Source organism: Vibrio sp. 1457, assembly GCF_033340195.1.
Taxonomy (GTDB): Bacteria; Pseudomonadota; Gammaproteobacteria; order Enterobacterales; family Vibrionaceae; genus Vibrio; species Vibrio alginolyticus.
Genome location: NZ_JAWOWA010000012.1, coordinates 72,699 through 98,481, shown reverse-complemented (window position 1 = coordinate 98,481; position 25,783 = coordinate 72,699). Strand labels below are relative to the sequence as shown.

Below are 25,783 nucleotides of genomic sequence, written 5' to 3'. Positions count from 1 at the left end.
GTCCTTAGCTCAGCTGGATAGAGTACCTGGCTACGAACCAGGCGGTCGGAGGTTCGAATCCTCCAGGACGCGCCACTCATTGAAACAGCCTCGCAATTGCGAGGCTTTTTTGTATCTAGACATCTGAAATATGGCGTAGGATCACTAGAGCCTATGTTCCTCTTTTTTAAAAGCGAATATGTGCGTATCTAAGCAATTTGCTATCAAGCTTCTGTCGCATCGTGTGAAATCATCCTGATTATCCCTCCTATACACTGACTTCCATTTTTCATTTCAATCACTCTCATGTAGTCACTTTGTTTGTTATTTGTTTATTTATTGTTAATCTTGTTCATCTTTTTGTTTTTGTTGGTTTTTACTGCGTGAGTCCCGATTTGATTTTGAAATCTAAATCGCAGTTTTTATTTATGTCCTCCTTTACTCTGTTCGTAAGGTGATAGCGATTTGAAGTGATTATTTTGTCATGAACTGTGATCTGGGTAGTGAATAAATAATCATTTATCAGGATTACTACAAACCTTCCTTAAACAAAATTGACAAAATTTAACCAATCGAGATAATCCATGGGTCGGGATTTGACACTATTAAAGTCCTGCACGTTGTCAGGATGACAAAGAAAGGAAGCAACATGACTAATATAGGAAGCCTGCTAGTAGATGCGGCCACCCTGATGCTAACGGGGATGGCGGTCGTATTTATTTTCCTCACTATTCTTGTTTATCTCGTTCGGTTAATGTCGAAATTGGTACCAGAAGAAGTACCAGAGCCGATCGCAGCACCAAAAACAAACACTAATATTCAATCAACCTCTTCAGCTGTTAGTCCACAAGTAGTGGCGGCGATCTCGGCTGCGATTCATAAACATCGCGCCTCATTCGCGAAGTAGCCGAACTAGGATTAAAAAGGAGTTTAAGAGCATGTCTAAACCACTAGCTATTACTGATGTGGTCCTTCGTGATGCCCATCAATCACTATTTGCTACGCGTATGCGTATTGAGGATATGCTGCCTATCGCAGCTGAGTTGGATAAGGTTGGTTACTGGTCTCTAGAGACTTGGGGTGGTGCAACATTTGATTCTTGTATTCGATTCTTAGGAGAAGACCCTTGGGAGCGTTTACGTGAACTAAAAAAAGCGATGCCTAATACACCAATGCAAATGCTACTGCGTGGTCAAAACCTTTTAGGATACCGCCATTATGCCGACGACGTAGTAGAGAAGTTTGTTGAACGCGCGCATGCTAACGGCATGGATGTATTCCGTATTTTTGATGCAATGAATGACGTGCGAAACTTCCAGAAAGCCGTTAAAGCAACGGTTGATGTTGGTGCGCATGCTCAAGGTACGTTGTCTTACACTACGAGCCCAGTGCATAACGCAGACACTTGGGTTGACTTGGCAAAACGCCTAGAGGATTTAGGTTGTCATTCGCTGTGTATTAAAGATATGTCTGGCTTACTTAAGCCTTATGAAGCGGAAGAGCTTATCACGCGTATCAAAGCGTCTTGTGATGTGCCATTGGCACTTCATTGTCATGCAACAACGGGGCTGTCTACAGCAACAGCGGTAAAAGCAGTAGAAGCCGGTATTGATATTCTCGATACTGCGATTTCTTCAATGAGTTGTACTTACGGTCATACACCGACTGAAACGGTAGTCGCTATGCTAGAAGGCACCGAGCGAGATACCAATTTGAAACTCGAGCAACTGGAACCTATCGCCGCATATTTCCGTGAGGTACGTAAGAAGTATGCGAAGTGGGAAGGCCAGTTAAAAGGAGTCGATTCACGCATCCTGATTGCTCAAGTGCCTGGTGGTATGCTGACCAATATGGAAGGCCAGTTGAAAGAGCAGGGTGCTGCGGATCGCATTGATGAAGTATTAGAAGAGATCCCTCGTGTACGTGAAGATCTTGGTTTCATTCCATTGGTGACTCCAACTTCACAGATCGTCGGTACGCAAGCGGTGATTAACGTTCTTACTGGCGAGCGCTATAAGAGTATTACCAAGGAAACCGCTGGCCTATTGAAAGGTGAGTACGGTCAAGCGCCAGCCGAGTTAAATGCAGAACTGCAAGCGAAAGTGCTTGATGGTAAAGAGCCAATTACCTGTCGTCCTGCCGATTTACTTGAGCCTGAAATGGAGACGCTTACGGTTGATCTGATGGAGAAAGCGAAATCAGAAGGCATTAAGCTAGCAAGTGAGCGTGTTGATGACGTACTCACTTATGCACTTTTCCCTCAAGTTGGGCTTAAGTTCCTTAAGAATCGTGAAAACCCAGAAGCATTTGAGCCTGCACCAACGCTAGAAGCTGAGAAGCCTGCTGTACCTGTAGCTCAACCAGCAACTGGTGGTGTAGAAACTTATAGTGTACGTGTTGACGGGCAGGTGTATGAGGTGGAAGTTGGCCCTCAAGGTGAACTGACATCTGTTGCTCCTTCTAATGCACCGGCAAAATCGGCTACACCTAGCGCACCTTCTAATGCTTCAGCAGAAGCGGTACCTGCTCCTCTTGCAGGTAACATCTTCAAAGTGAATGTTCAACCTGGTGCTGAGGTAGCTGAAGGCGATGTATTGCTCATCCTTGAAGCGATGAAAATGGAAACTGAAGTACGAGCGGCGCGTGGTGGTGTGGTTCAAGAGCTGAACGTTAAAGAAGGCGATGCTGTCACAGTAGGTGCGCCTCTGTTGAGCCTGGCGTAAGGGAGTATCATGGACGGATTGTTAACCCTTTGGGCAGAAACAGGGATCGCTAACTTCGAGTTCGGCCAAATCTGTATGATGCTGGTTGGTTGTACCTTGCTGTTTTTGGCAATTAAAAAAGGATTTGAACCTTTACTGTTATTGCCGATTGGTTTCGGTGCTATTTTGGCGAATATTCCAAATGCTGGCTTTACTGAGCCTGGTGGCTTGCTCTACTACGTTTACTACATTGGGATTGAATCGGGTGTGTTCCCGCTATTGATCTTCATGGGTGTGGGCGCGATGACTGACTTTGGTGCTTTGATCGCAAACCCAAAAACGTTGTGGTTAGGTGCGGCTGCGCAGTTTGGTATTTTTGCAACACTGTTTGGCGCTATTTTGCTCAACTATGTACCTGGCATGGAGTTCTCCATGGCAGATGCTTCGTCTATCGCGATCATCGGTGGTGCTGATGGGCCAACAGCGATTTTCTTGGCGAGTAAGCTCTCTCCAGATCTGTTAGGTGCGATTGCAGTCGCGGCATACAGCTATATGGCATTGGTGCCGATCATCCAGCCACCAATCATGAAAGCACTGACAACCAAGGAAGAGCGTCAAATCAAGATGGCTCAGCTTCGTCATGTTGGTAAATGGGAGAAAGTCATCTTCCCGCTTGCTGTATTACTGATGACGATTCTGTTCTTACCTTCAGCTACGCCATTGGTTGGTATGTTCTGTTTGGGTAACTTGATGCGTGAAGCTGGTGTGGTCGATCGTTTATCGAAAACTGCTCAAAATGAATTGATCAACATAGTGACTATCTTTTTAGGTCTTGGTGTTGGTTCTAAGCTGCAAGCTGAGCAGTTCTTGAACCTAGAAACGTTAGGTATCTTGGGGTTAGGCGCAGTTGCATTTAGTATCGGTACTGGTGCGGGCGTCCTGATGGCGAAACTGCTTAACAAGTTCTCGAAAGAAGACATCAACCCACTTATTGGTGCGGCTGGCGTTTCTGCGGTACCAATGGCCGCGCGAGTCGTAAACAAAGTTGGTTTACAAGCTAACCCGCAAAACTTTTTGTTAATGCATGCGATGGGACCAAACGTTGCTGGTGTGCTGGGTTCAGCCGTTGCGGCTGGTATATTGTTAGCACTTGTTGGTTAGACATTATTGAAAATGGAATTATCAACCAATTTACAAAATCACGATTAACTTAGGTTAACAAAATGGTTTATAGTCAAAGGGATGCTTTCGCATCCCTTTTTGTTTTCTTGCAGGGAATGGTTTATGGAACACAAACAGATCGTTATCACTGAGTTTGGTGATGCCAACGTACTCGCGATTCAACATGCTTCTACACCATCACCACAGCCTGGTGAAGTCTTAGTAAAAGTCGCTTTTTCAGGCGTAAATCCTATTGATGTCAAAACTCGAGCTGGGCTCGGTTGGGCAGCAGCGCAGAATAAGGATAATTTACCTTGGGTGCCAGGTTACGACATCTCAGGAAAAGTGATGTCTTGTGGAGAGGGGGCATCACGTTTTAATGAAGGTGATGAGGTGGCTGGATTTATTGGTTTCCCAGTTCGAGGCGGTGGTTACAGTCAATACATATGTGTTCCAGAAACTGAGTTAAGTCATGTTCCTAGCTCCGTAACTTTGGAGGCAGCTGCTGCATTACCGTTGGCGGGACAAACTGCGGCACAAGCTCTCAGTAAGGCTAATGTGACGGAAAACGATCGCGTACTTATCCTCGCTGGAGCCGGTGGTGTTGGACACCTCGCGGTACAAATTGCGATCGCGACGAAAGCGGAAGTCTTTACAACCTGCAGTGAACGAAATTTAGATTACCTTGCGACGCTCGGTGCTCATGCAGTGAACTATCAATTTGCACCAGTGTCAGAACGTGTTGAAGATGTTGATGTTTTGATTGATTTAGTAGGCGGAGATGCTGCGTTAGATGCGCTTAAATGCCTGAAAGATAATGCGAGAGTCATCACCGTTCCAACCATAACTGCTGAGCTGATTTGTGAAAAAGCCAAACTCCTAGGCTTTGAGGCTAGTGGCATGTTGGTTGAACCAGACCCTGCGCAGTTAGATACCTTGTTGTACATGGTCGGCGTCGGCTTACTGAAGACTGAAATTCAACAGGTTTATCCTATGAGTGATGTCATTGGTGCTCACCAGCAGGTCGAATCAGGAAGAACCAGAGGCAAGGTGTTGCTTGATATGACATGCTAGAAGCATTTAACACGAGTTTTGAAAGTTTAGCGCTTTGGTTTTCAGATTCAGCATTATGGGTGCTTTTCATGACCGGTTTTCTCAGTGCCACGTTGTTGCCTGGTGGTTCTGAAGCGGGCTTAGTTGCCACTCTCTCATTAAATCAATACTCCGTTTCTTCAATTGTTATGGTCGCTACTATCGGTAATACGCTTGGTGGCTTAACAAATTATTGGCTTGGCTTGTGGATTCCCAACAAAGCACAAGAGGAAAAGCACGGTCATACCGCATTAAAGTGGCTCTCTAAGTATGGCTATTGGGGGTTATTTTTTAGCTGGTTACCTGTAATAGGAGACCCGCTGTGTTTAGCCGCAGGGTGGCTAAGAATGAAGTTTCTGCCTTGCGTGATTTTAATATTTTTAGGAAAGGCTGCTAGGTATAGCTTACTTGCGGCCATCTATCTCGGATTATTTTAAGGAAAGTACATGAAGATGTTTTGGGTTGGCGCGTGTTCACTGTTGGTGATCACGGGCTGTGCATCAAATACGCCAGTTTCATCACTGCCGAAAGGGGTAACTTTCGTTGAGTCATCGAAAGCTGAAGAAGGCAAAGTTAAGATTCCATACCAAAAGTATAAACTCGATAATGGTTTAACGGTGATCTTAGCTCCTGAAGATTCTGACCCATTGGTCCATGTGGATGTGACTTACCATGTTGGTTCAGCTCGTGAAGAAGTGGGTAAGTCTGGTTTTGCGCATTTCTTTGAGCACATGATGTTCCAAGGTTCAGAGAACGTTGGTGACCAAGAGCACTTCAAAATCATCACGGAGGCTGGCGGCACATTAAATGGTACTACAAACCGCGATCGTACTAACTACTTTGAAACTGTCCCTGCTAACCAGCTCGAGAAAATGCTGTGGTTAGAGTCTGACCGTATGGGCTTTTTGTTGGATGCGGTTTCTCAACGCAAATTTGAAATTCAGCGTTCGACTGTAAAAAATGAGCGAGCTCAGCGTTACGATAATCGTCCTTATGGCTTAATTTGGGAGCGCATGTCCGAAGCGCTATATCCTGAAGGTCATCCGTATTCGTGGCAAACCATTGGTTATGTTGAAGATCTTGATCGTGTTGATGTGAACGACCTCAAAGCGTTTTTCTTGCGTTGGTATGGCCCAAACAATGCGACTATCACGATCGGTGGTGACTTAGACGTTGAACAAACTCTAGAGTGGGTAAATAAGTACTTCGGTTCGATTCCTCGTGGTCCTGAGGTTGAAAATGCGCCGAAACAACCTGCAAAACTGCAAGAAGACAAATACATCACGCTAGAAGATCGTATTCAACAACCTATGGTGATGATCGCGTGGCCAACAACCTACAACGGCGAAGAAAGCCAAGCGTCTCTCGACACGTTATCAGAAGTATTGGGTGGCGGTACCAACAGCGTGCTCTATCAAGACCTAGTGAAGACTCAAAAAGCGGTCGATGCTGGTTCATTCCATGACTGTGCTGAACTGGCGTGTAACTTTTACGTTTACGCAATGGGTGATTCTGGAGACAAAGGCGACCTATCAAAACTGTACGACGAGCTTTTACAATCACTGAATCAGTTTGCGGAAAAAGGCGTGACAGAAGATCGCCTTGAGCAGTTGAAGGGTAAAGCGGAAGCGGATGCTATTTTTGCTCTAGAAAGCGTTAAAGGTAAAGTGACTCAGTTGGCTTCCAACGAGACATTTTTCGGCGATCCTGATCGTCTTGAGCAACAGCTTGAACAAATCCGTGCAGTTACGCCGACTTCGGTAGAAAAAGCGTATACGGACTTTATCCAAGGTAAGAACAAAGTGACCCTAAGCGTGGTCCCAAAAGGAAAAACAGACCTTGTCGTAAAACCTGCGACCTTTGTGACACCAAAGCGTACGCTGCCAGAATATGAGAAGATTTCCGATGACCAATTGGCGTATCGTCGTGCGACCGATAACTTCGATCGCTCAGTGCAACCGCCAGTAGGAGAACCAGTGAAAGCGACGATGCCAGAGCTGTACGAGTTACATTTCAAGAATGGCTCAGAGCTGCTTGGTGCAGTTAGCGATGAAACGCCGACGGTGATGATGCAATTTAGTCTACCTGCAGGGACACGTTTTGTTGAAAAGGGTAAAGAAGGTCTTGCCCAATTGACCGCTGCGATGTTGCAAGAAGGTACAACGAAACGCAGTGTCGAAGAGATTCAAGCTGAGCTTGATAAACTGGGTAGTGTTATCTCTGTTAATGCCACAGGTTATACAACAAACATCAGTGTTTCTGCTCTAGAAAAGAACTTAGAGCCGACGTTAAAAATTGTCGAAGAGATGTTGCTGTCTCCTGCATTTAATCAAGATGATTTCGAGCGTGTAAAAATGCAAGCGCTAGAAGGCCTGGTATATGAGCACCAAAATCCAAGTTGGATGGCGTCACAAGCGAGTCGCCAGGTGCTCTATGGGGATTCGGCTTTTGCTCGACCAAAAGACGGCACGCAAGCAGGTGTCAGTGCATTAACGTTGGATGATGTCCGTGAATTCTACTCGAAGCATTACACGCCACAAAGTGCGCAAATCGTCGTTGTTGGTGACATCAATAAACAGGAAATTGAGCAGCAACTGACGTTCTGGAAAAACTGGCAAGATGAAGCTGCGCCATTGTATGCACCGCAAAGCATTGCTGCATTAGGTGAGCAAAAGATCCATCTTGTTGATAAACCAGGAGCGCCGCAAAGTGTGGTCATGATGGTTCGTCAAGGTATGCCTTACGACGCAACGGGCGATTTTTACCTAAGCCAACTGGCAAACTTCAACTTAGCTGGGAACTTCAATAGCCGCATCAACCAAAATCTACGTGAAGACAAGGGGTACACATACGGTGCTTACGGCTATTTCTCTGGTAATCCAGAAACAGGCTCGGTGGTTTTCACCGCGCAAGTACGAGCGGATGCAACGGTTGCTTCGATCATTGAGATGGAAAATGAGCTAAATGAATACTCGCAGTCAGGTATTACTGATGAAGAGATGAAATTTATGCGTCAAGCGGTCGGTCAAAAAGATGCACTGAAATATGAAACGCCAACACAAAAAGCGGAGCTCATCAGTGATATTCTTAAGTACAACCTCGATCATGATTACTTGCAGCAAAGAAACGCTATCGTAGAAAAAGTTGATAAGCAGACGTTGAATGCGCTGGCTCAGAAATGGTTTGATCCAAATGACTATCAAATTATCGTCGTTGGTGATGCTAAATCGTTGCGTCCTCAATTAGAAAAGTTGGGGAAAGACGTAGAAGAGCTTGAAATCATTCGATAGAGTACACATTTAATAGCGGAGAAACGTTTCTCCGCTATTCATCTAGATAAGCAACTTTTCGTGGGTTATTTATCTAGATGCATTAACTATCAATAACTTAGCTTACACTTGTGTTATGTAACAAGTGTCCTGCTCCCAATATAAGCGAACCTCATTTTGACTGATTTTGCTGCGCGACTAAAAAAAGTTGCATCAAACCCCGAAGTATTTAAGCAGTTTGGACGCGGTGTTGAGCGAGAAACTTTGCGCTATCGTCAGGATGGACATCTAGCTACAACTCCTCATCCTGAAGGGTTAGGCTCTGCGTTCACAAATCAATGGATCACAACGGATTTTTCGGAATCATTGTTAGAGTTCATTACGCCTGTGTCACATGAAATTCCAGAACTGATGGCACAGCTGAAAGATATCCATCATTTCACTCAAACCAAAATGGGTGAAGAGAAAATGTGGCCACTATCAATGCCTTGCTACGTAGGCTCAGAGGATGATATTCAGTTAGCCCAGTATGGATCTTCGAATGCAGCGAAAATGAAAACGCTGTACCGAGAAGGCCTAAAGCGTCGTTATGGCAGCCTGATGCAAATTATTTCAGGTGTCCACTTTAACTTCTCGTTTCCTGAAACATTTTGGGATGCGCTCTATGGCGAGCAAGATGAACAAGCCCGCCAAGATGCTAAGTCTGATGCGTACTTTGCGTTGATCCGTAATTACTACCGCTTTGGCTGGATGATTCCCTACTTCTTTGGTGCATCACCAGCGTTATGTGGCTCTTTTATTCAAGGTCGTGAAACCGATCTGCCATTCGAGAAGATTGGCGGGACATTATATTTGCCGAAGTCGACGTCTTTGCGTTTGAGCGATCTTGGCTATACCAATAGTGCTCAAAGTGTGCTGAAAATTGGTTTTAACAGCATTGACCAATACCTCGATGGTTTGAGTGATGCGATTCGCCACCCATCAGAAGAGTTTGCGAAAATTGGGGTAAAAGTGGATGGTGAATACCGCCAGCTTAATTCCAATATCTTACAAATTGAGAATGAACTGTACGCTCCGATTCGTCCAAAACGTGTATCGAAAAGTGGTGAGAAGCCTTCAGATGCGTTACGACGCGGTGGTGTCGAATACATTGAAGTTCGTTCTCTAGATGTTAACCCATTCAGCGCAGTGGGCTTAAATGAAGAGCAAGTACGATTCTTGGATCTCTTCCTTACCTGGGCGGCCTTGTCAGACTCAGATCCTATGGATAACTGTGAATTAGAGTGTTGGCGCGATAACTGGAATAAAGTCATTGTTTCTGGCCGTGAAAAAGGTCTAATGCTGCAAATTGGTTGTCAAGGTGAACGTCTATCTCTACAAGATTGGGCACACCGAGTTTTCGTCGAGTTACGTCAAATAGCACAGCAAATGGATATGACCGCTGGTGGCAGTGCATACCAAGATGTGTGTAATCAACTCGAGACATGGATTGATAACCCAGAACTAACGATCTCTGGTCAACTATTAGAGCTAACGAAAGAGCTGGGTGGGCTAGGTAAAGTTGGTTGTACTCTTGGTATGAAGTACCGTGATGAAAACCTAGCTCACGGTTATCAGTACTATTCACAAGATACGATGGAAACGGAAGTAGCGTCGTCCGTGGAAAAACAAAAGCAAGCAGAGCAGAGTGACACGCTTTCTTTTGATGATTTTTTGGAAGATTACTTTGCTTACCTGAAGCAGTAATGACTAACTAAGGATTGGTGGGGTTGAACATTAAGTCGTTAGTAGTAGCGGTACTTGGAAGCGTGTTACTTGCAGGTTGTGCTACGGCACCGCCAAAGCAGCAGAATAACTTATGCGAGATATTCCGAGAGAAATCCGGTTGGTACGATGATGCCAAAGATATGGAAGCTGAATGGGGGACCCCTATTCATGTCGCTATGGCCATCATTAAACAAGAAAGCAGCTTTCGGCACGATGCAAAACCACCTAAAGATTATTTGCTAGGGTTTATTCCTTGGGGACGAGTCAGCAGTGCGTATGGTTACGCTCAAGCTCAAGACCCTGCTTGGGAAGACTTCCAAGATGCCACAGGTCAGGGTGGCTCTCGTACCAACTTCGATGATTCTATGATGTTTGTCGGTTGGTATACTCATGAAACACGGCGTCAGCTGGGGATTTCATTATGGGATCCCTACAACCAGTATCTGGCTTATCATGAAGGGCGAGGTGGGTATAAGCGAGGTACTTATAATCGAAAGCCTAGTTTAATCAAAGTCGCTCGACGTGTTGAACAAACAGCGAAAACTTATGGCTGGCAGCTGAAGCAATGTCGTCAGGAATTAGAAGACAACAGCAGCTGGTTCTTTTAGCCCACAGTCAGTTCATGTGCTGTAGGGATGAATGACATTTATCCATTACCGAAAGGTACTGGAGTTACAATCAGGAGAGATGTAATGCCTTTACTCGATAGTTTTACCGTGGACCACACTCGTATGAATGCACCGGCAGTGCGAGTGGCGAAAACCATGCAGACCCCAAAAGGGGATACGATTACTGTTTTCGACTTACGCTTTACTGCGCCAAACAAAGACATTCTTTCTGAAAAAGGTATTCACACCCTAGAGCACCTTTATGCAGGCTTTATGCGTAATCACCTAAACGGTGATTCTGTTGAGATCATCGATATTTCGCCTATGGGTTGCCGCACAGGTTTTTACATGAGTCTGATTGGCACACCATCAGAGCAGCAAGTCGCAGATGCTTGGATTGCAGCAATGGAAGACGTGCTGAAGGTAGAAAGTCAGAATAAGATCCCTGAACTTAACGAATACCAATGCGGCACGGCAGCAATGCACTCTTTAAAAGAAGCACAACAGATCGCAAAGAACATTTTGGATGCTGGTGTTTCGGTGAACAAAAATGATGAACTTGCTTTGCCTGAGTCGATGTTAAAAGAGTTGCGCATCGACTAGGTGCTCATTAAGAAGCATATTGCCCCAATAAGTAAAAAAGCCTGACATGAGTCAGGCTTTTCTTTTGTTTATTTGGATGTCGATTTTTTCTTCTTCGGATAAACACGAACGAGCTTGATTCGGTTCTCTTCAATCTCAACAAGTTCCATTGGGTGACCCGCTACTCTCACGCTTAAATGGCTCTCTGGAATATCTTCCAGGTGCTCCAAAATAAGACCGTTTAACGTTCTTGGGCCATCCGTTGGTAAATCCCATTTCAGGCCTTTGTTAATATCTCGAATATTGGTGCTGCCTTCAATAAGAAAGCTTCCGTCACCTTGAGGACTGATTTCATCAGAGAGGCTTGGAGAAATTGACGTCGTGAACTCACCAATGATCTCTTCCAGAATATCTTCAAGAGTGATTAGACCGATGATATCACCGTACTCATCCACGATCAGACCGATACGTTGCTTGTTGCGTTGGAATTTCAACATTTGCACGTTCAGTGGTGTGCCTTCTGGGATGTAATAGACCTCATCAGCAGCACGTAATAGCGTTTCTTTGTTGAATTCGTTCTTTTCCAACATCAGACGATAAGCTTCACGCAAGCGCAGCATGCCAACCACTTCATCAATTTGGTCACGATAGAAAACTATGCGTCCATGTGGTGAGTGTGTTAGCTGGCGAACAATGGATTTCCAGTCGTCGTTAATATCAATACCGGTAATTTCATTGCGTGGGACCATAATGTCGTTCACGGTGACGTGCTCAAGATCTAAAATAGACACTAGCATGTCTTGGTGTCGGCGAGGAATCAAACCGCCAGCTTCATTTACCACCGTACGCAGCTCATCGGAGCTAAGATGATCTTCTGCTGAGTGATCCGCTCTTACACCAAGTAAGCGGATAAAGCCATTCGTAATAAAGTTAACAAGCATCACTAAAGGCGACAGTAACTTCATCAGTATGGTCAATAATATACTGCTCGCGTAGGACACACGTTCAGGGTAAAGCGCTGCAATTGTTTTAGGGGTAACCTCGGCAAAAACCAATACAACCATAGTTAGTGCACCGGTTGCGATAGCGACACCTAAATCACCATACAAACGCATACCAATAATGGTCGCGATCGCGGACGCGAGAATATTAACGAGGTTGTTGCCGATAAGAATAAGACCAATCAAACGATCTGGACGGTCTAATAGTCTTTCGACTCGCTTAGCACCCTTATGCCCGTTTTTGGCTAAGTGTTTTAAGCGATAACGATTCAGAGACATCATCCCTGTTTCTGAACCGGAAAAGTAACCTGATATGACGATAAGACACGCGAGTAGCGCAAACAAGATACCCGTAGAGATGTCGTCCAAAACGTTGCTGTTCCTTGTAAGTATTGGGTTATATAACGGTTGAGTAAGTCCGTTAAGTCAAAGAGTTAAGGCGTACTGTATTTTATCTAGCCTAAAATATAAAGGATAGGAGCCCTAGAGCTCCTTAATTCAAGATGATTTCTTTTACAAAGCGACTGCCAAAATATGCCAGAGTTAACAGTGTTGCTCCTGCAACAGCGAACCATGTGACTTTTCTACCACGCCAGCCTTTTTGATAGTGACCCCAAAGTAGTATTGAGTACACCACCCAAGCGATGAAAGAAAGAATGCCCTTATGCGCCTTACCTTGGGCAAACATATCCTGCACAAAGACAAAGCCAGTAATGAGCGTGGCAGTTAACAATAAGTTACCGATCAAAATAATTTTGAAGAGTTGACGCTCCACCATTAATAGAGGCGGCAGGTTTGGGTTAATCGCCAAAGATTTTTTTGCTTTCAGTTTGTGATCCAGCCAAGCCAACTGAAGCGCATAGAGTGCCCCGATAGTTAAAGTCGCGTATGAGAAGAGCGCAAATGAAATATGAATGAGTAGCTTAGGGTCATTCTCTAGGTGCTTTATAAACGTGCTTGGCAAAAATGTGGCAGCAGATAAATTGATGGCAGCAAAGCTATAAACGACTGGCAATAAAAACCACAGTCGGTTTTTCAACATAGCAAGGCTCATGACCAGAGAAATAATAAAACTGATCAAAGAAGCCACGTTGAGAATACTCAGGTTTTGACCTGAACCATCAAAGATCAGATCACTCAAAATCCACGCATGAAAAACAAGCGCACAGGCAGCACTAGCAAACACTGTTTTTGCTTTGATTCCTGACTGTTGTGAGAGTCCGGGTATGATGGTCGCAATCGCCAAGACATAAAGTATGGCGGCCGCGATGGCTATTAAGCTATCCATGAATCCTAAATATTATTGTGCACGATGGAGAAATTATACCTTGCATTACACTTTGGGGCTACGTTATATCCGACATCAATCGTGAGAGATGAGATATTGAAATTAATAAGTTACCGCACCATATATAAATAGAGACAAGAATAGGACAGCGGTACGGGTATGACTCAGACCTTGGCTAATGTATACTCACACTAATTAATCGCCATTTTAGCGAAGAGACAAAGATGTTTGAGAATTTAACGGATCGATTATCCAAAACGCTGAAAAATATCAGTGGTAAAGGTCGTCTGACCGAAGACAACATTAAAGAAACCCTACGTGAAGTCCGAATGGCTCTACTTGAAGCTGACGTTGCGCTTCCGGTCGTTCGTGAATTTGTGAACCGCGTTAAAGAAAAAGCGGTGGGCGTAGAAGTTTCTAAATCTCTGACTCCAGGTCAGGAATTTATCAAGATCGTTCAAACAGAACTTGAAGCCGTAATGGGTGAGTCGAATGAGGCGCTAAACCTTGCTGCTCAACCACCTGCTGTGCTTCTTATGGCAGGTCTACAAGGTGCGGGTAAAACCACATCGGTAGGTAAGTTATCTAAGCTTCTAAAAGAACGTGACAAGAAGAAAGTTTTGGTTGTGTCTGCCGACGTTTACCGTCCTGCGGCAATCAAGCAGCTTGAAACACTGGCATCAGACATCGGTGTTGACTTCTTCCCATCATCACCAGACCAAAAGCCTATTGATATCGCCAATGCAGCGATTGACCATGCGAAGAAAAAATTCTACGACGTACTTATTGTCGATACCGCAGGTCGTTTGGCAATTGATGAAGAGATGATGGGGGAGATCAAAGATCTTCACTCAGCTATCAACCCAGTAGAAACGCTATTTGTTGTTGACGCCATGACGGGTCAAGACGCAGCAAATACAGCAAAAGCCTTTGGCGATGCGCTACCTCTTACCGGTGTAGTTCTAACTAAGGTTGATGGTGATGCTCGTGGTGGTGCGGCACTTTCAGTACGCCATGTCACGGGCAAACCAATCAAATTCTTGGGTGTCGGTGAAAAAACTGACGCGCTAGAACCGTTCCACCCAGATCGTGTTGCTTCACGTATTCTTGGCATGGGTGACGTTCTGTCTTTGATTGAAGACCTACAACGCAACGTTGACCAAGAAAAGGCAGAAAAGTTAGCGAAGAAGTTCAAAGAGAAGAAAGGTTTCGACCTTGAAGATTTCCGTGAACAGCTAGGCCAGATGCAAAACATGGGCGGCATGATGGGGATGATGGATAAGCTTCCAGGAATGTCCCAGCTACCAGACAATGTGAAAGATAAAGTCGATGACAAGATGTTCAAACAGATGGAAGCGATCATCAGCTCCATGACAATGAAAGAACGTCAACGCCCAGAAATTATCAAGGGCTCGCGCAAGAAGCGTATCGCGGCTGGTTCTGGTGTGCAGGTTCAAGATGTAAACCGCTTACTAAAACAGTTCACCCAAATGCAGAAAATGATGAAAAAGATGCAAAAAGGTGGCATGAAAGGCATGATGCGCAACATGCAAGGCATGATGGGCGGCATGGGTGGTGGCGGTGGCTTCAACCCATTTGGTCGTTAATTAATCGATCACGCATAGATTCAGGGTGTTAGGTACGTCACAAACTTTAAATTCAATTTATGTTGGTGAAAAAGTAACTAAACTCCTTGCATTGCTCCGGGAGAAGAGTAAAATTCCGGAGCTTTATTTTGGCACGAGACCCCAAACTGTTTAATTTCTTGAATGGTTTTTGGGGTTAATTTTATTTTTGAGAAAGCAAAGAGGACGACATGGTAACCATTCGTTTGGCACGTCACGGCGCTAAAAAGCGTCCATTTTATCAAATCGTAGTAGCGGACAGCCGCAACGCTGCAACTGGCCGTTTCATCGAGAAAGTTGGTTTCTTCAACCCAACTGCTAAAGGTCAAGAAGAAGGTCTACGTCTAGACCTAGACCGCGTTAACCACTGGGTTGGTCAAGGCGCGTCAGTATCTGACCGTGTTGCTAAGCTAGTTAAAGACGCTCAAAAAGCGGCTTAATTTTTTACTTGAAAAGTAGAAACTAGTTTATGTCGATGAAAGGTAAAGAAACAATGAGCAACGAAAAGATTGTTGTAGGCAAGTTTGGTGCTACTTACGGCATTCGTGGTTGGCTTAAGGTTTTTTCCTACACAGACAATGCTGAAAGCATTTTCGATTACAGCCCTTGGTACATTAACCAAAAGGGCAAGTGGGTTGAGTACAAAGTAGAAAGCTGGAAGCGCCATAACAAAGGTATGGTGGCTAAGCTGGAAGGCATGGATGTTCGTGAAGACGCGCATCTAATGACGAACTTTGAAATTGCTATTGACCCTGCGGTACTTCCTGAATTGTCAGAAGATGAGTTCTACTGGCGCGAATTGTTTGGGATGCAAGTTGTAACTACTAAAGGTTACGATCTAGGTGTCGTTACTGACATGCTAGAAACTGGCTCAAACGATGTTCTGGTTGTTAAAGCAAATCTTAAAGATGCTTTCGGGCAGAAGGAACGATTAATCCCGTTCCTTGAAGAGCAAGTGATCATTAATGTTGATCGCGAAGCTCAACGGATCGAAGTTGACTGGGATCCTGGATTCTAATCTCCAAAATTACAGAGCGAGATAAACATGTGGGTTGGCGTTATTAGCCTTTTTCCAGAAATGTTCCGTTCTGTTACTGATTTTGGAGTAACAGGTCAAGCGGTTAAAAAAGGTCTTTTGTCGATTGAGACTTGGAATCCTAGAGATTTCACTCACGACAAACATCGCACAGTCGATGACCGACCTTACGGTGGTGGCCCTGGTATGTTAATGATGGTTCAGCCTTTGCGCGATGCCATTCATACCGCGAAAGCAGCCTCACCGGGCAAGACGAAAGTCATCTACCTTTCTCCTCAAGGTCGCAAGCTCGACCAGAAAGGAGTGGAAGAACTGGCAACGAATGAGAACTTGCTTCTGATTTGTGGTCGTTATGAAGGGGTAGATGAGCGCATCATTCAATCTGAAGTCGACGAAGAATGGTCGATTGGTGATTTTGTGATGACGGGTGGTGAGATACCAGCCATGACGTTAATCGACTCTGTCTCTCGGTTTGTTCCGGGTGTACTAGGGGATTTCGCGTCAGCAGAAGAAGACTCTTTTGCAAATGGCTTGTTAGATTGTCCTCACTATACGCGTCCAGAAGTATTGGATGACAAAGAGGTACCAGCTGTACTGATGTCAGGCAATCACAAGGACATTCGTCAATGGCGACTCAAGCAGTCGTTGGGCCGTACTTGGCTAAGAAGACCAGAGCTCCTGGAAAACCTAGCTCTGACTGACGAACAGGAACAATTACTTGCTGAGTTTGTTAATGAGCATAAAGCCATTAAAGAACATAACGCAAAGTAACCTAATTTATTTAGTATCAGTTTATTCTAGGAATTTAAAAAATGAGTAACATCATCAAAGCTCTTGAAGAAGAGCAAATGAAATCAGACCTACCTAAATTTGCACCAGGTGACACTGTTGTAGTTCAAGTTAAGGTAAAAGAAGGTGACCGTGAGCGTCTACAGGCTTTCGAAGGCGTTGTAATCGCAATCCGTAACCGTGGTCTACACTCTGCTTTCACTGTACGTAAGATCTCTAACGGTGAAGGTGTTGAGCGTACGTTCCAAACACACTCTCCAATCGTTGATAGCATCGAAGTTAAACGCCGTGGTGCAGTACGTCGTGCCAAGTTGTACTACCTACGTGAGCGTTCTGGTAAGTCTGCTCGTATCAAAGAGAAACTTGCTAAGAAGTAATGCTATAACTAGCGTTCTCATCTTAAACGGAGTCCTTTTAGGGCTCCGTTTTTTTATTTGTGTAATTAGCTTGCTCGTTTCTTTTCTCCCGACCTGCACTGTCGATGCTCATGCACTGACGTACACTCCACGCCTCTGCCTTGCTGTGAATAGATTCCTGATGCCGCTATGGCTCCTCGGAATGACAGGAAATGATGATCAAATATTACTGGGTACTGTGGTTAAAATTCGTCATTCTGGATAGCGACGAAGGAGCGTGATTCAGAATCTACTAGTCGAGCATGCAAGTGTTTAAGTTGTTAGCTTCATCCTTGCTATGCGTAGATTCCTGATGCCGCTATGGCTCCTCGGAATGACAGGAAATGATGGTCAAAGATTATAGAGTACCGTGGTTAAAATTCGTCATTCTGGACAGCGACGAAGGAGCGTGATTCAGAATCTACTAGTCGAGCATGCAAGTGTTTAAGTTGTTAGCTTCATCCTTACTGTGAGTAGATTCCTGATGTCGCTATGGCTCCTCGGAATGACGGAAAATGATGGTCAAAGATTATATAGCACCGAGGTTCAAATTCGTCATTCTGGACAGCGACGACGGAGCGTGATTCAGGTTCCCCAAGAAGGAACCTAGGGTATTCCTTTACCCTAGGTCTCAATTTAATACTGGTCTTCAGACCAGCCATCACTATCGGACATATCGGGTGCGCCTGGGATGGTGTTTTCTTCATCTGCCCATTCACCAAAATCAATCATTTGGCATTGTTTACTGCAGAAAGGGCGATGAGGACTTTGTTCTCCCCATTCTACGTCGGCGCCACATTGTGGGCATTGAACGATGGTAACTTTAGACATAGTTGAGCGTCCCATTACTAATTGGTGTTAAAGGGTAGTATACCTAAACGAATTAAAGATGGCTTATTCAACGCGCTATTGCTGCTACGAAATTTTATCAAATATAAGCGCAATAAAGCGTTGAATTTTAGATTATGGAGGCGAGGCGTAGTGTCGTCTTAGCTGCAAACAGCAAGTTCAAATTCAATATCTTGTGTGCATGCTTGACCGTTTTCAAACGACATGAACTTGATCGCAAAGCGGTTTTTATGGCCTGAAATCATAGGATACACGCCATATTCCATTGGGATGTGAAGTCTTAGAATGTTGGCTTCATCAGCGTCACTTTGGAAGAAACCTGCACGACCGATTTGAGCTTTGAAATGTCCGGTCTCTCTAGTGAGCTTTAACCATAACGAAAGCGCATCAGATAAGGGCTTTAAGCTTGCTTGCCACTGTTGTGCATCACGCTTTTTACGTTCAATAGGTAGATGAAGCCAGTAGTGTAATGCTGGCAGATCAAAACAGCATGAACCACCCGGTAGATTAAAGCGTTGACGGATAGAGCTTAGGAAGCGATCTTCTTTTAATGCTTGGCCAAAACGTTCAGCACCCATTAGTTGGCTATGAACGACATCTATCTCTTGTAGCAAGGTATTTAATGCGTCTTGATCGACACCATCAACATTGAGCCAATGGCGGTACGACAGCCGTTGCTTCTCAAGATCTTTAGCCAGTTCACTTTTCAGTTGGATTTGTTCGAAGATCTCAACCATATCGAATAACGCACGGAAAAACAGTTGATACTGATGATTTTCGCTAAACCCAGAGGCCAAGTGAGCCTGACGCAGCAGAGACTCCACTCTTAGATAAATACGAGTTTTCTCATTTAACGGATGTTCAAATTTGTGCGTGGTCATCGACATAAGCCTTTGTGAGTTTCGTTCCTATTTTCGCAGATTTTTCTTACACATGGCTAGGTACTTTTCGTGCAAATCTGTGATTTGAAGCAAAAGATCAGGGTCACTTGGATTATTCTTAACCACATCGTCTGCAAGCGCGAGCCTTTGCTCTCTTGATGCTTGAGAGGCAAGGATGGCGCGAACTTGCTCTTCACTCACATTGTCTCGTTTCATCGTGCGAGATATCTGTGTATTCGGTTCTACATCGACGACAAGAACGCGATCACACAAACTATCTAGCTTGTTTTCTACGAGCAACGGCACCACAAGTAACGCATACTCTGAAGTGACTTGCTGCAAATCTTCGATCATCTTTTCACGAATTATCGGGTGCAACAGTGCGTTGAGCCATGCTTTTTCATCTGAATTCGAAAAGATTTTTTCTCTCAGCTTTGCGCGATCTAAAGTTTGGTCTTCACGAACGATATCGTGACCAAAGTGTTCAATAATCGCGTTTAGGCCGTGAGTACCTGGCTCGACAACTTCTCTTGCGACAATGTCGGCATCGACGATATCGATTTTAAATTGTTGTTTGAACAGATTCGCGACGGTTGTTTTTCCACTAGCGATACCACCTGTTAAACCAATAACCAAAGCCATTTACACTCCTAGAACTGAAGTAAAGTACCAGTTTAAAATCTGGTCGCCCCAAATTAAGCTTATCCAACCAGCAATTGCTAAGTAAGGACCGAAAGGGAAAGCTTTTTCAATTCCCTGCTTTTGCAAGCGTAGTTGAATGATGCCAAATACGATGCCAACCACAGAAGAAAGTAGAATGATCATCGGCAGTGACTGCCAACCTAGCCAAGCTCCTAGTGCTGCTAGTAGTTTAAAATCACCATATCCCATTCCTTCTTTACCAGTAAGTAGTTTAAAGCCCCAGTAAACGGACCAGAGACATAGGTAACCAGCAATAGCACCAATGACAGAATCTTGTAGAGTAACAGGACTTATTTCGACTAATGCTAAGGCAATGCCAGCCCAAGTTAATGGTAATGTTAATTGGTCAGGTAACAACATAGTATCGAGATCGATAAATGTTGCGGCGATTAAGATAAAAGTAAAAAAGAGTAGGGCAACGGTAAAGTAACTAAAACCAAAGTAATAAGCTATAAAGCCTGAACAGAACGCGGTGAGCAGTTCAATCAGTGGATAGCGTGCACTAATGGTTGCCTGACAGTTGTGACATTTGCCTTTTAAAAGCAGCCAGCTAATCACAGGAATGTTGTCGCGAATACGTATCGGTGTTGCGCATTTCTGGCAGGAGGAGCGTGGGACGCTCAAGGTCAGCACTTCTTTAGGAGGTTCTATTTTGTATTCAGGAAATGACTCGGCACATTCGCGTCGCCATTCTAGTTCCATGATTTTAGGTAGTCGATAAATAACCACATTGAGGAAGCTACCCACGATCAGACCGAAGATGGTGGCAAACACAACGAATAGCCAAGGGTAGTATTGGAATACTTCCATATTTGTCTCTTGAGCGATGAGTGAAATCAGCAAGATGCTGTTTTAAAGGAGTTAACAGCTCATTCTAGCCCAATACACTCATTAAGTTAAAGATTGGCAAGTACATTGCTGTCACTAATCCGCCAACAACGATACCTAAAAATACGATAATTAGTGGCTCTAGAATTTTACTAAGGTTGTCGACGGTGTTGTCGACTTCAAACTCGTAGATCGTTGCAACTTTATTGAGCATATCGTCAAGTCGACCAGACTCTTCACCGATCATGACCATTTGTAACACTAATTCAGGGAACACATTACAGTTACGCATGGCAACATACATTGGCATACCTGCGGCGGTATCACGGTAAACTTCTTCTATGGCGAGTTGATAGTGTAAGTTTCCTGAGGTTTTTGATGTGGTTTTTAAACTGGTTAGAATTGGAATTCCCGCTGTAAAGCTCGTGGCGAGTGTTCGACTAAATTTGGCGATAGCGGCTTTTGATAATACGGGCCCGAGGACAGGAAATTTAAGCACAGAGCGATTGAGCATTAAGCGAAAAGAATCTGAACGCTTAGAGAGGATTCTCGCCGAGATGAATAAACTCATGGAGCCTAGTGCGATAAACGGACTCCAGTTTTGTGTCCAGGCGGAAAGATCTAATACTTGCCTGGTAAACCAAGGTAAATCAGCACCAAAACCAACAAACATTTTTTCAAACTCGGGAATGACTTTGGTGAGCATGATAAACGACACACCTAACGCGACTAGCACTACCATAGCTGGGTAAATCAGTGCTTTGATCACTTTCGCACGGAGTTGTTCATTTTTTTCTCGGTAGGTGGCTAAGCGCTCGAACACTTCTGCTAAGTTACCGGATTGCTCACCTGTGGCGATAAGATCGGTATAGAGTGGGTCAAAGTGTTCACTTGCAGTGCGCATGGCTTTTGACATGGGCGTCCCCGCTTCAACGGCGCGTGTCACGCTCATCAAAATGGATTTCATCTCTGCTTTTTTGTGATTCTCTGATACCAATTTTAAAGCCTGAACCAAGGGCACACCGGTTATCAACATCGTCGAAATTTGGCGGGTAAACACCGTGATGTCTCTGCCTTTTACGCGATGGCTGAGTTTAGTGAGAAACGAAATACTGCTTTTCTTTAACTTCTTGATCTTGATGTGCTGTGCGTCTAGACGCTCGCGTACTTCAATTTCTGTCATCGCGAGGGTTTGTCCAGACGTCTTTTTGCCAGAACTGTTGATGCCTTTCCAGCGGAAGTTTTTAAGTTGTGGTGTAGTGCTTTTCATGGATGTGACTGCTGATTAAAGGATTAAAAATAAAGTACGCGCTGTAGTTCACTAAAACTTGTGATTCCTTGTTTGAGTTTTTCTATGCCCGACATTTGTAACGTGCTCATACCATTTGCGATGGCGAGTTTTTCTAGTTCATGTACCGAGGCGCCTTTAATAAGCGCTTCGGAAAGAAATTCATCAAAGCGCATCACTTCATAAATCCCCGTTCGGCCGGAATAACCATGGGTACACTCATTGCATCCATCGGGATTGGCTTTAAAAATGTTGTCGCTTGCTTGAATTCCAAGATGTTGTAGCTGAACGGTAAGCTCTTGTGATTGTTTACAGTGCGAGCACAGTTTACGGGCTAAGCGCTGGGCAATAATCAAACTAAGAGATGAGGCCAAGTTAAAGCTTTCTACGCCCATGTTTGATAAACGAATAACCGTTTCAGCCGCAGAGTTGGTATGCAAGGTTGAAAGTACTAAGTGACCGGTTTGCGAGGCTTTGATGGCGATCTCCGCAGTGTCTAAGTCACGAATCTCACCGACCATTACCACATCCGGGTCTTGACGTAAGAAAGAGCGCAGGGCTTCGGCAAAACCAAAACCAATCTTAGGCTGAACTTGAACTTGGTTAATGCCCGATAAGTTAATTTCTACTGGGTCTTCTGCCGTAGAAATGTTGATTTCTGGTTTATTGAGGATACTCAGCCCGGTGTACAGAGAAACGGTTTTTCCGCTCCCGGTTGGACCTGTCATCAGAATCATGCCTTGTGGGCGACGCAGCGCATCCAAGTACAATTGTTTTTGTTGTTCGCTATAACCAAGCTTGTCGATATCCAATGACGCAGAGCTGCTGTCGAGCAGTCGTAGTACAATTTTCTCTCCAAATAGAGTAGGCAGCGTGGATACACGCATATCAATTGCGGTGTCTTGATTCAACTTGAGCTTAATACGCCCATCTTGTGGTAAACGTCGCTCTGCAATATCAAGCTTAGAGAGGATTTTGATACGAGCGGATAAGCGACGACTCAAGTGGCTTGGTGGCTGCTGTGTTTCAATTAAGATGCCATCACAGCGCAGGCGCACGCGGTACATCTTTTCATAAGGCTCAAAGTGGATATCGGATGCGCCTTTGCGCACAGCGTCCAATAGAATTTGGTTGATGTAACGGCTAACAGGAGACTCATCTTGGCTCAAGTCTTCAATGTTGTCGATTTCATCTGCGCCCACGTCAACCAGATTGGCTAACTCTTCTTGGTTGATCTCTTTTAACCCGGACTTCTCATGACTCAATGAACGACCATACAAGCGTCGAATTGCCGCGCTGAGTTGACTAAATTCCCCCAAGACCAATTCAACCTGTAAACCAGTGGCAAAGCGAAAATCATCTTCTGCTTGTTGGTTGGTGGGGTCGGCAACGGCGAGTAATAACGTTGAAGACGTACGCTGGAGTGGGAGTGCGTTATGCCGCGTGATTAATTCCCTAAGGCCAAGTTGCTGACAAAGCGAAGCATACTCGTACTGAGATAACTCGGGCTGATTTAAACCAAAGAGAGAACTTAAGTGCTCAGCGATCTCGCTTGATGTAAATAATCCAGAACTGAGTAAAGCTTCCGGCATTGAAATGCCAGAAGCTTTGACTTGCTCTATTAACGATTCTTCTTGGGAAAACGTTAGTAATCCGGCCTGGCGAAGAACTGTTGAGAGGTTTGTTAGCATGCCTTACAGATAGCCTGAACAACCGCCAGCATCAGTTGTAAATGACCATTCAATTAGACCAGCATTAGGCGAGGGGGAGTATACAAATGTGTCATCTGTTGCATCACCATCACAATCTACTGCAGGTGTCATAGTAATATCGCCATCTGTTATATCTGAGATTCTTCCCGCGATAGCTGGAACACCATTAGCTCCCGCATCACAGTTAGCCATTGCGCCAGTTTCTTGATAACACAAAGCAATTGCAGTTTTGTAAGAGGCAGACTCAGAAAGAGTCGCTACTACATTAGATTTGATTGTATAGTCTTTGTATGCAGGTATAGCAATTGCAGATAAAACACCAATAATTGCCACCACAATCATTAATTCAATCAGCGTAAAACCTTGCTGCTTCTTCTGTTTATTCGTTTTCATCTTCTTTCCTTAAGATAAATTTAGTTAATGCTTATGCATGGGACAGAAGAGTAAAAAGAGTAGAAACAAGTGGAAACTGGAAACGAAGTGGCTCTCGAGTGAGATAAAAATCTTTGCACTGTAGTTGCATATCACATACAAGGTTTTGCGAGTGGTGTTATTTTTTAAGCGGATAAAAATAAAGAGCCTTGTGGCTCTTTATTGCGGTTTTAAAAGCGTAACTCTATGAGATTAAGAGAGTTAGTATCGCTTGGTTCTCTGGAATTATTTGAAGCGCATCGAAAGATCCATCGCTTTTAGATGCTTAGTCAACGCGCCTACCGAAATGTAATCGACACCGGTTTCTGCGTATTCTGCGATGGTCTCTAGCGTAATGTTGCCGGAGTTCTCTAAAGCGGCACGACCTGCGTTAATCGCTACGGCTTCACGCATCATTTCTTTTGTGAAGTTATCGAGCATGATGATGTCGGCACCAACCTCTATCGCTTGTTTCAACTCTTCTAAGCTTTCCGTTTCTACTTCTACCGGTTTGCCTGGGTTAAGCTCTTTCGCTTTTTGGATGGCTTGAGTGATGCCACCACAAGCAATAATGTGATTTTCTTTAATAAGGTAAGCGTCGAACACACCGATGCGATGGTTAAAGCCACCACCGCAGGTCACGGCGTATTTTAGTGCGCTACGCAGACCAGGAATGGTTTTGCGTGTGTCTAGTAGACGGCACTCAGTATGCGCGATTTTTTCAGCGTACTCTGCGGTAACTGTTGCGCAGCCAGACAGCGTTTGGATGAAATTCATTGCGTTACGCTCACCAGTCAACAGGTCACGAGCAGGGCCTGTCAGCGTGCAAAGGGTTTGGTTAGGTTTGACTTTATCGCCGTCCTTTACGTGCCATTCAATGCTGACCTTGCCACCGAGCTGTTTAAAAACTTCATCAGCCCATGCTTGACCACAGAACACACCATGCTCACGAGTAATAATCGTTGCGGTATTAACCGCATCGGCAGGGATCAAAGATGCAGTAATGTCGTTATCTGCGTCGACACTGCCACCTAGATCTTCTTTTAAGGTATCAGCGACAGAGCGAGTGATCTCTAAAGGGAGTTGTTGTTTAAGGTATTCTAGGCGTTCTTGAATGTTGTGTGTGTTCTTCATCGCAAATCTTGTCTTGAAAGGGAGATGGCAACGAATGATACTCTCCGGTGTCAATAATTTCAGCAGTTAATTTGCAAAGTAGAGAGGTTGATATGCGCCCAATTATCGAGAATGGCTGGCTGACACAGGCAAAGCATGTTCCGTCACCATTTTTTGATGCTCGCTCTGATACAAACGACATCTCTCTGCTGGTGGTACACAACATCAGTTTGCCTCCTGGGCAGTTTGGTGGACCGTATATTGAGGACTTCTTCACTGGCAAGCTAGACCCAAATGCACATCCATTTTTTGAAGTTATTCACAAAATGGGCGTTTCTGCACATTGCTTGATTAAAAGAAACGGCGAGGTTGTTCAATTTGTTTCTTTTCTCGATAGAGCATGGCATGCCGGTCAATCCAGTTTCGCGGGCAGGGAGCGTTGTAATGACTATTCCATTGGTATCGAGCTTGAAGGGACAGAATTTACTGCCTACACAGAAGCGCAATATCAATCACTTGCAGAGATCACTGAGGTGATTATGCAGTCTTATCCTCAAATCACCCCGCCACGAATTACCGGTCATCAATATATTGCGCCCTTGAGAAAAAGCGATCCTGGTCTAAGCTTTGATTGGGTGAAATATAGACTGCTTATACAGCGTTGATTTGTAGCGAAAGTGTAAATTCAAAAAAGCGAAATAAATA

25 protein-coding genes are annotated in these 25,783 nt (G+C 44.5%); 15 read left to right on the top strand and 10 right to left on the bottom strand.

The features are described 5' to 3' along the window. Positions 1 to 628: 628 nt before the first annotated feature. The 9 genes from R7Z41_RS14210 to luxS all read left to right on the top strand — a co-directional run bounded on the left by R7Z41_RS14210 (position 629) and on the right by luxS (position 11,181). Positions 629 to 886, top strand: a complete 258-nt coding sequence (locus R7Z41_RS14210; RefSeq protein WP_005379932.1) for an oxaloacetate decarboxylase subunit gamma — start codon at positions 629 to 631, stop codon at positions 884 to 886. 31 nt (positions 887 to 917) lie between these two features. Then, complete coding sequence (gene oadA, locus R7Z41_RS14205) at positions 918 to 2,702, top strand: sodium-extruding oxaloacetate decarboxylase subunit alpha (RefSeq protein WP_017820387.1); 1,785 nt, start codon at positions 918 to 920, stop codon at positions 2,700 to 2,702. Between the two features lie 9 nt (positions 2,703 to 2,711). After that, positions 2,712 to 3,842: a sodium ion-translocating decarboxylase subunit beta gene (locus R7Z41_RS14200; RefSeq protein WP_005379935.1), complete on the top strand. Its 1,131-nt coding sequence runs from the start codon at positions 2,712 to 2,714 to the stop codon at positions 3,840 to 3,842. Positions 3,843 to 3,965: 123 nt separating this feature from the next. After that, positions 3,966 to 4,916, top strand: a complete 951-nt coding sequence (locus R7Z41_RS14195; RefSeq protein WP_005385434.1) for an NADP-dependent oxidoreductase — start codon at positions 3,966 to 3,968, stop codon at positions 4,914 to 4,916. Further along, positions 4,910 to 5,371, top strand: coding sequence for a YqaA family protein (locus R7Z41_RS14190; RefSeq protein ID WP_005379938.1), 462 nt, complete (start codon positions 4,910 to 4,912; stop codon positions 5,369 to 5,371). The genes R7Z41_RS14195 and R7Z41_RS14190 overlap by 7 nt, the downstream gene beginning before the upstream one ends. A gap of 9 nt (positions 5,372 to 5,380) precedes the next feature. After that, on the top strand, positions 5,381 to 8,224 hold the full coding sequence (locus tag R7Z41_RS14185) for a M16 family metallopeptidase (RefSeq protein ID WP_158174157.1): 2,844 nt from the start codon (positions 5,381 to 5,383) through the stop codon (positions 8,222 to 8,224). Positions 8,225 to 8,380: 156 nt separating this feature from the next. Next, positions 8,381 to 9,949 (top strand): glutamate--cysteine ligase, encoded by a 1,569-nt coding sequence (gshA, locus tag R7Z41_RS14180; protein ID WP_005385430.1) that lies wholly within the window; start codon positions 8,381 to 8,383, stop codon positions 9,947 to 9,949. A 23-nt stretch (positions 9,950 to 9,972) separates the two neighbouring features. Further along, a complete protein-coding gene (locus R7Z41_RS14175; protein WP_169644374.1) occupies positions 9,973 to 10,578 on the top strand; it encodes a hypothetical protein in 606 nt (201 codons plus the stop codon). An 84-nt stretch (positions 10,579 to 10,662) separates the two neighbouring features. Next, positions 10,663 to 11,181, top strand: coding sequence for an S-ribosylhomocysteine lyase (luxS, locus tag R7Z41_RS14170; protein WP_017820391.1), 519 nt, complete (start codon positions 10,663 to 10,665; stop codon positions 11,179 to 11,181). A gap of 68 nt (positions 11,182 to 11,249) precedes the next feature. On the opposite strand, the gene R7Z41_RS14165 is transcribed toward luxS, so the two are convergent. Further along, positions 11,250 to 12,530, bottom strand: a complete 1,281-nt coding sequence (locus tag R7Z41_RS14165; protein ID WP_005379948.1) for an HlyC/CorC family transporter — start codon at positions 12,528 to 12,530, stop codon at positions 11,250 to 11,252. Between the two features lie 124 nt (positions 12,531 to 12,654). Continuing rightward, complete coding sequence (locus R7Z41_RS14160; protein WP_005379950.1) at positions 12,655 to 13,449, bottom strand: inner membrane protein YpjD; 795 nt, start codon at positions 13,447 to 13,449, stop codon at positions 12,655 to 12,657. Positions 13,450 to 13,673: 224 nt separating this feature from the next. Here R7Z41_RS14160 and ffh point away from each other — a divergent pair, with 224 nt between their 5' ends. The 5 genes from ffh to rplS all read left to right on the top strand — a co-directional run bounded on the left by ffh (position 13,674) and on the right by rplS (position 17,276). After that, complete coding sequence (ffh, locus tag R7Z41_RS14155) at positions 13,674 to 15,056, top strand: signal recognition particle protein (protein ID WP_158174155.1); 1,383 nt, start codon at positions 13,674 to 13,676, stop codon at positions 15,054 to 15,056. 209 nt (positions 15,057 to 15,265) lie between these two features. Beyond that, positions 15,266 to 15,514, top strand: a complete 249-nt coding sequence (rpsP, locus tag R7Z41_RS14150; protein WP_005379962.1) for a 30S ribosomal protein S16 — start codon at positions 15,266 to 15,268, stop codon at positions 15,512 to 15,514. A 29-nt stretch (positions 15,515 to 15,543) separates the two neighbouring features. Then, positions 15,544 to 16,092, top strand: coding sequence for a ribosome maturation factor RimM (rimM, locus tag R7Z41_RS14145; RefSeq protein ID WP_005379964.1), 549 nt, complete (start codon positions 15,544 to 15,546; stop codon positions 16,090 to 16,092). 27 nt (positions 16,093 to 16,119) lie between these two features. Continuing rightward, complete coding sequence (gene trmD / locus R7Z41_RS14140; protein ID WP_005385420.1) at positions 16,120 to 16,881, top strand: tRNA (guanosine(37)-N1)-methyltransferase TrmD; 762 nt, start codon at positions 16,120 to 16,122, stop codon at positions 16,879 to 16,881. A gap of 41 nt (positions 16,882 to 16,922) precedes the next feature. Next, complete coding sequence (gene rplS / locus R7Z41_RS14135) at positions 16,923 to 17,276, top strand: 50S ribosomal protein L19 (RefSeq protein ID WP_005379971.1); 354 nt, start codon at positions 16,923 to 16,925, stop codon at positions 17,274 to 17,276. Positions 17,277 to 17,930: 654 nt separating this feature from the next. Here the strand turns inward: rplS and yacG are convergent. The 8 genes from yacG to nadC form a co-directional block, all read right to left on the bottom strand. Next, positions 17,931 to 18,125, bottom strand: coding sequence for a DNA gyrase inhibitor YacG (yacG, locus tag R7Z41_RS14130; protein ID WP_017635922.1), 195 nt, complete (start codon positions 18,123 to 18,125; stop codon positions 17,931 to 17,933). 158 nt (positions 18,126 to 18,283) lie between these two features. Continuing rightward, positions 18,284 to 19,024, bottom strand: coding sequence for a cell division protein ZapD (zapD, locus tag R7Z41_RS14125; protein ID WP_005373086.1), 741 nt, complete (start codon positions 19,022 to 19,024; stop codon positions 18,284 to 18,286). A 27-nt stretch (positions 19,025 to 19,051) separates the two neighbouring features. Further along, positions 19,052 to 19,666 (bottom strand): dephospho-CoA kinase, encoded by a 615-nt coding sequence (gene coaE, locus R7Z41_RS14120; protein WP_225478057.1) that lies wholly within the window; start codon positions 19,664 to 19,666, stop codon positions 19,052 to 19,054. Then, positions 19,667 to 20,536, bottom strand: coding sequence for a prepilin peptidase (locus R7Z41_RS14115; protein WP_017635919.1), 870 nt, complete (start codon positions 20,534 to 20,536; stop codon positions 19,667 to 19,669). Between the two features lie 64 nt (positions 20,537 to 20,600). Next, positions 20,601 to 21,824 carry a type II secretion system F family protein gene (locus tag R7Z41_RS14110; RefSeq protein WP_213915270.1) on the bottom strand — a complete coding sequence of 408 codons (1,224 nt, stop codon included), beginning with the start codon at positions 21,822 to 21,824 and terminating at the stop codon, positions 20,601 to 20,603. 23 nt (positions 21,825 to 21,847) lie between these two features. Then, positions 21,848 to 23,533: a type IV-A pilus assembly ATPase PilB gene (gene pilB, locus R7Z41_RS14105; RefSeq protein WP_213915271.1), complete on the bottom strand. Its 1,686-nt coding sequence runs from the start codon at positions 23,531 to 23,533 to the stop codon at positions 21,848 to 21,850. A 3-nt stretch (positions 23,534 to 23,536) separates the two neighbouring features. After that, entirely contained in the window at positions 23,537 to 23,947 is a 411-nt protein-coding gene (locus R7Z41_RS14100; RefSeq protein ID WP_172563500.1) for a prepilin-type N-terminal cleavage/methylation domain-containing protein, read from the bottom strand. Positions 23,948 to 24,211: 264 nt separating this feature from the next. After that, complete coding sequence (gene nadC, locus R7Z41_RS14095) at positions 24,212 to 25,099, bottom strand: carboxylating nicotinate-nucleotide diphosphorylase (RefSeq protein ID WP_213915272.1); 888 nt, start codon at positions 25,097 to 25,099, stop codon at positions 24,212 to 24,214. 92 nt (positions 25,100 to 25,191) lie between these two features. Here nadC and ampD point away from each other — a divergent pair, with 92 nt between their 5' ends. Continuing rightward, positions 25,192 to 25,743, top strand: a complete 552-nt coding sequence (ampD, locus tag R7Z41_RS14090) for a 1,6-anhydro-N-acetylmuramyl-L-alanine amidase AmpD (protein ID WP_167415436.1) — start codon at positions 25,192 to 25,194, stop codon at positions 25,741 to 25,743. The last annotated feature ends 40 nt before the right edge of the window (positions 25,744 to 25,783 follow it).

Bases quoted from the DNA above. Each gene is read 5' to 3' on its own strand.
- trmD (WP_005385420.1), top strand. From the start codon at position 16,120: ATGTGGGTTGGCGTTATTAGCCTTTTTCCAGAAATGTTCCGTTCTGTT.
- rplS (WP_005379971.1), top strand. From the start codon at position 16,923: ATGAGTAACATCATCAAAGCTCTTGAAGAAGAGCAAATGAAATCAGAC.
- oadA (WP_017820387.1), top strand. From the start codon at position 918: ATGTCTAAACCACTAGCTATTACTGATGTGGTCCTTCGTGATGCCCAT.
- luxS (WP_017820391.1), top strand. From the start codon at position 10,663: ATGCCTTTACTCGATAGTTTTACCGTGGACCACACTCGTATGAATGCA.
- ampD (WP_167415436.1), top strand. From the start codon at position 25,192: ATGCGCCCAATTATCGAGAATGGCTGGCTGACACAGGCAAAGCATGTT.
- R7Z41_RS14100 (WP_172563500.1), bottom strand. From the start codon at position 23,947: ATGAAAACGAATAAACAGAAGAAGCAGCAAGGTTTTACGCTGATTGAA.
- rpsP (WP_005379962.1), top strand. From the start codon at position 15,266: ATGGTAACCATTCGTTTGGCACGTCACGGCGCTAAAAAGCGTCCATTT.
- yacG (WP_017635922.1), bottom strand. From the start codon at position 18,125: ATGTCTAAAGTTACCATCGTTCAATGCCCACAATGTGGCGCCGACGTA.
- R7Z41_RS14195 (WP_005385434.1), top strand. From the start codon at position 3,966: ATGGAACACAAACAGATCGTTATCACTGAGTTTGGTGATGCCAACGTA.
- R7Z41_RS14185 (WP_158174157.1), top strand. From the start codon at position 5,381: ATGAAGATGTTTTGGGTTGGCGCGTGTTCACTGTTGGTGATCACGGGC.
- R7Z41_RS14200 (WP_005379935.1), top strand. From the start codon at position 2,712: ATGGACGGATTGTTAACCCTTTGGGCAGAAACAGGGATCGCTAACTTC.
- R7Z41_RS14110 (WP_213915270.1), bottom strand. From the start codon at position 21,824: ATGAAAAGCACTACACCACAACTTAAAAACTTCCGCTGGAAAGGCATC.
- R7Z41_RS14210 (WP_005379932.1), top strand. From the start codon at position 629: ATGACTAATATAGGAAGCCTGCTAGTAGATGCGGCCACCCTGATGCTA.
- ffh (WP_158174155.1), top strand. From the start codon at position 13,674: ATGTTTGAGAATTTAACGGATCGATTATCCAAAACGCTGAAAAATATC.
- coaE (WP_225478057.1), bottom strand. From the start codon at position 19,666: ATGGCTTTGGTTATTGGTTTAACAGGTGGTATCGCTAGTGGAAAAACA.
- R7Z41_RS14115 (WP_017635919.1), bottom strand. From the start codon at position 20,536: ATGGAAGTATTCCAATACTACCCTTGGCTATTCGTTGTGTTTGCCACC.
- zapD (WP_005373086.1), bottom strand. From the start codon at position 19,024: ATGACCACGCACAAATTTGAACATCCGTTAAATGAGAAAACTCGTATT.
- pilB (WP_213915271.1), bottom strand. From the start codon at position 23,533: ATGCTAACAAACCTCTCAACAGTTCTTCGCCAGGCCGGATTACTAACG.
- nadC (WP_213915272.1), bottom strand. From the start codon at position 25,099: ATGAAGAACACACACAACATTCAAGAACGCCTAGAATACCTTAAACAA.
- rimM (WP_005379964.1), top strand. From the start codon at position 15,544: ATGTCGATGAAAGGTAAAGAAACAATGAGCAACGAAAAGATTGTTGTA.
- R7Z41_RS14160 (WP_005379950.1), bottom strand. From the start codon at position 13,449: ATGGATAGCTTAATAGCCATCGCGGCCGCCATACTTTATGTCTTGGCG.
- R7Z41_RS14190 (WP_005379938.1), top strand. From the start codon at position 4,910: ATGCTAGAAGCATTTAACACGAGTTTTGAAAGTTTAGCGCTTTGGTTT.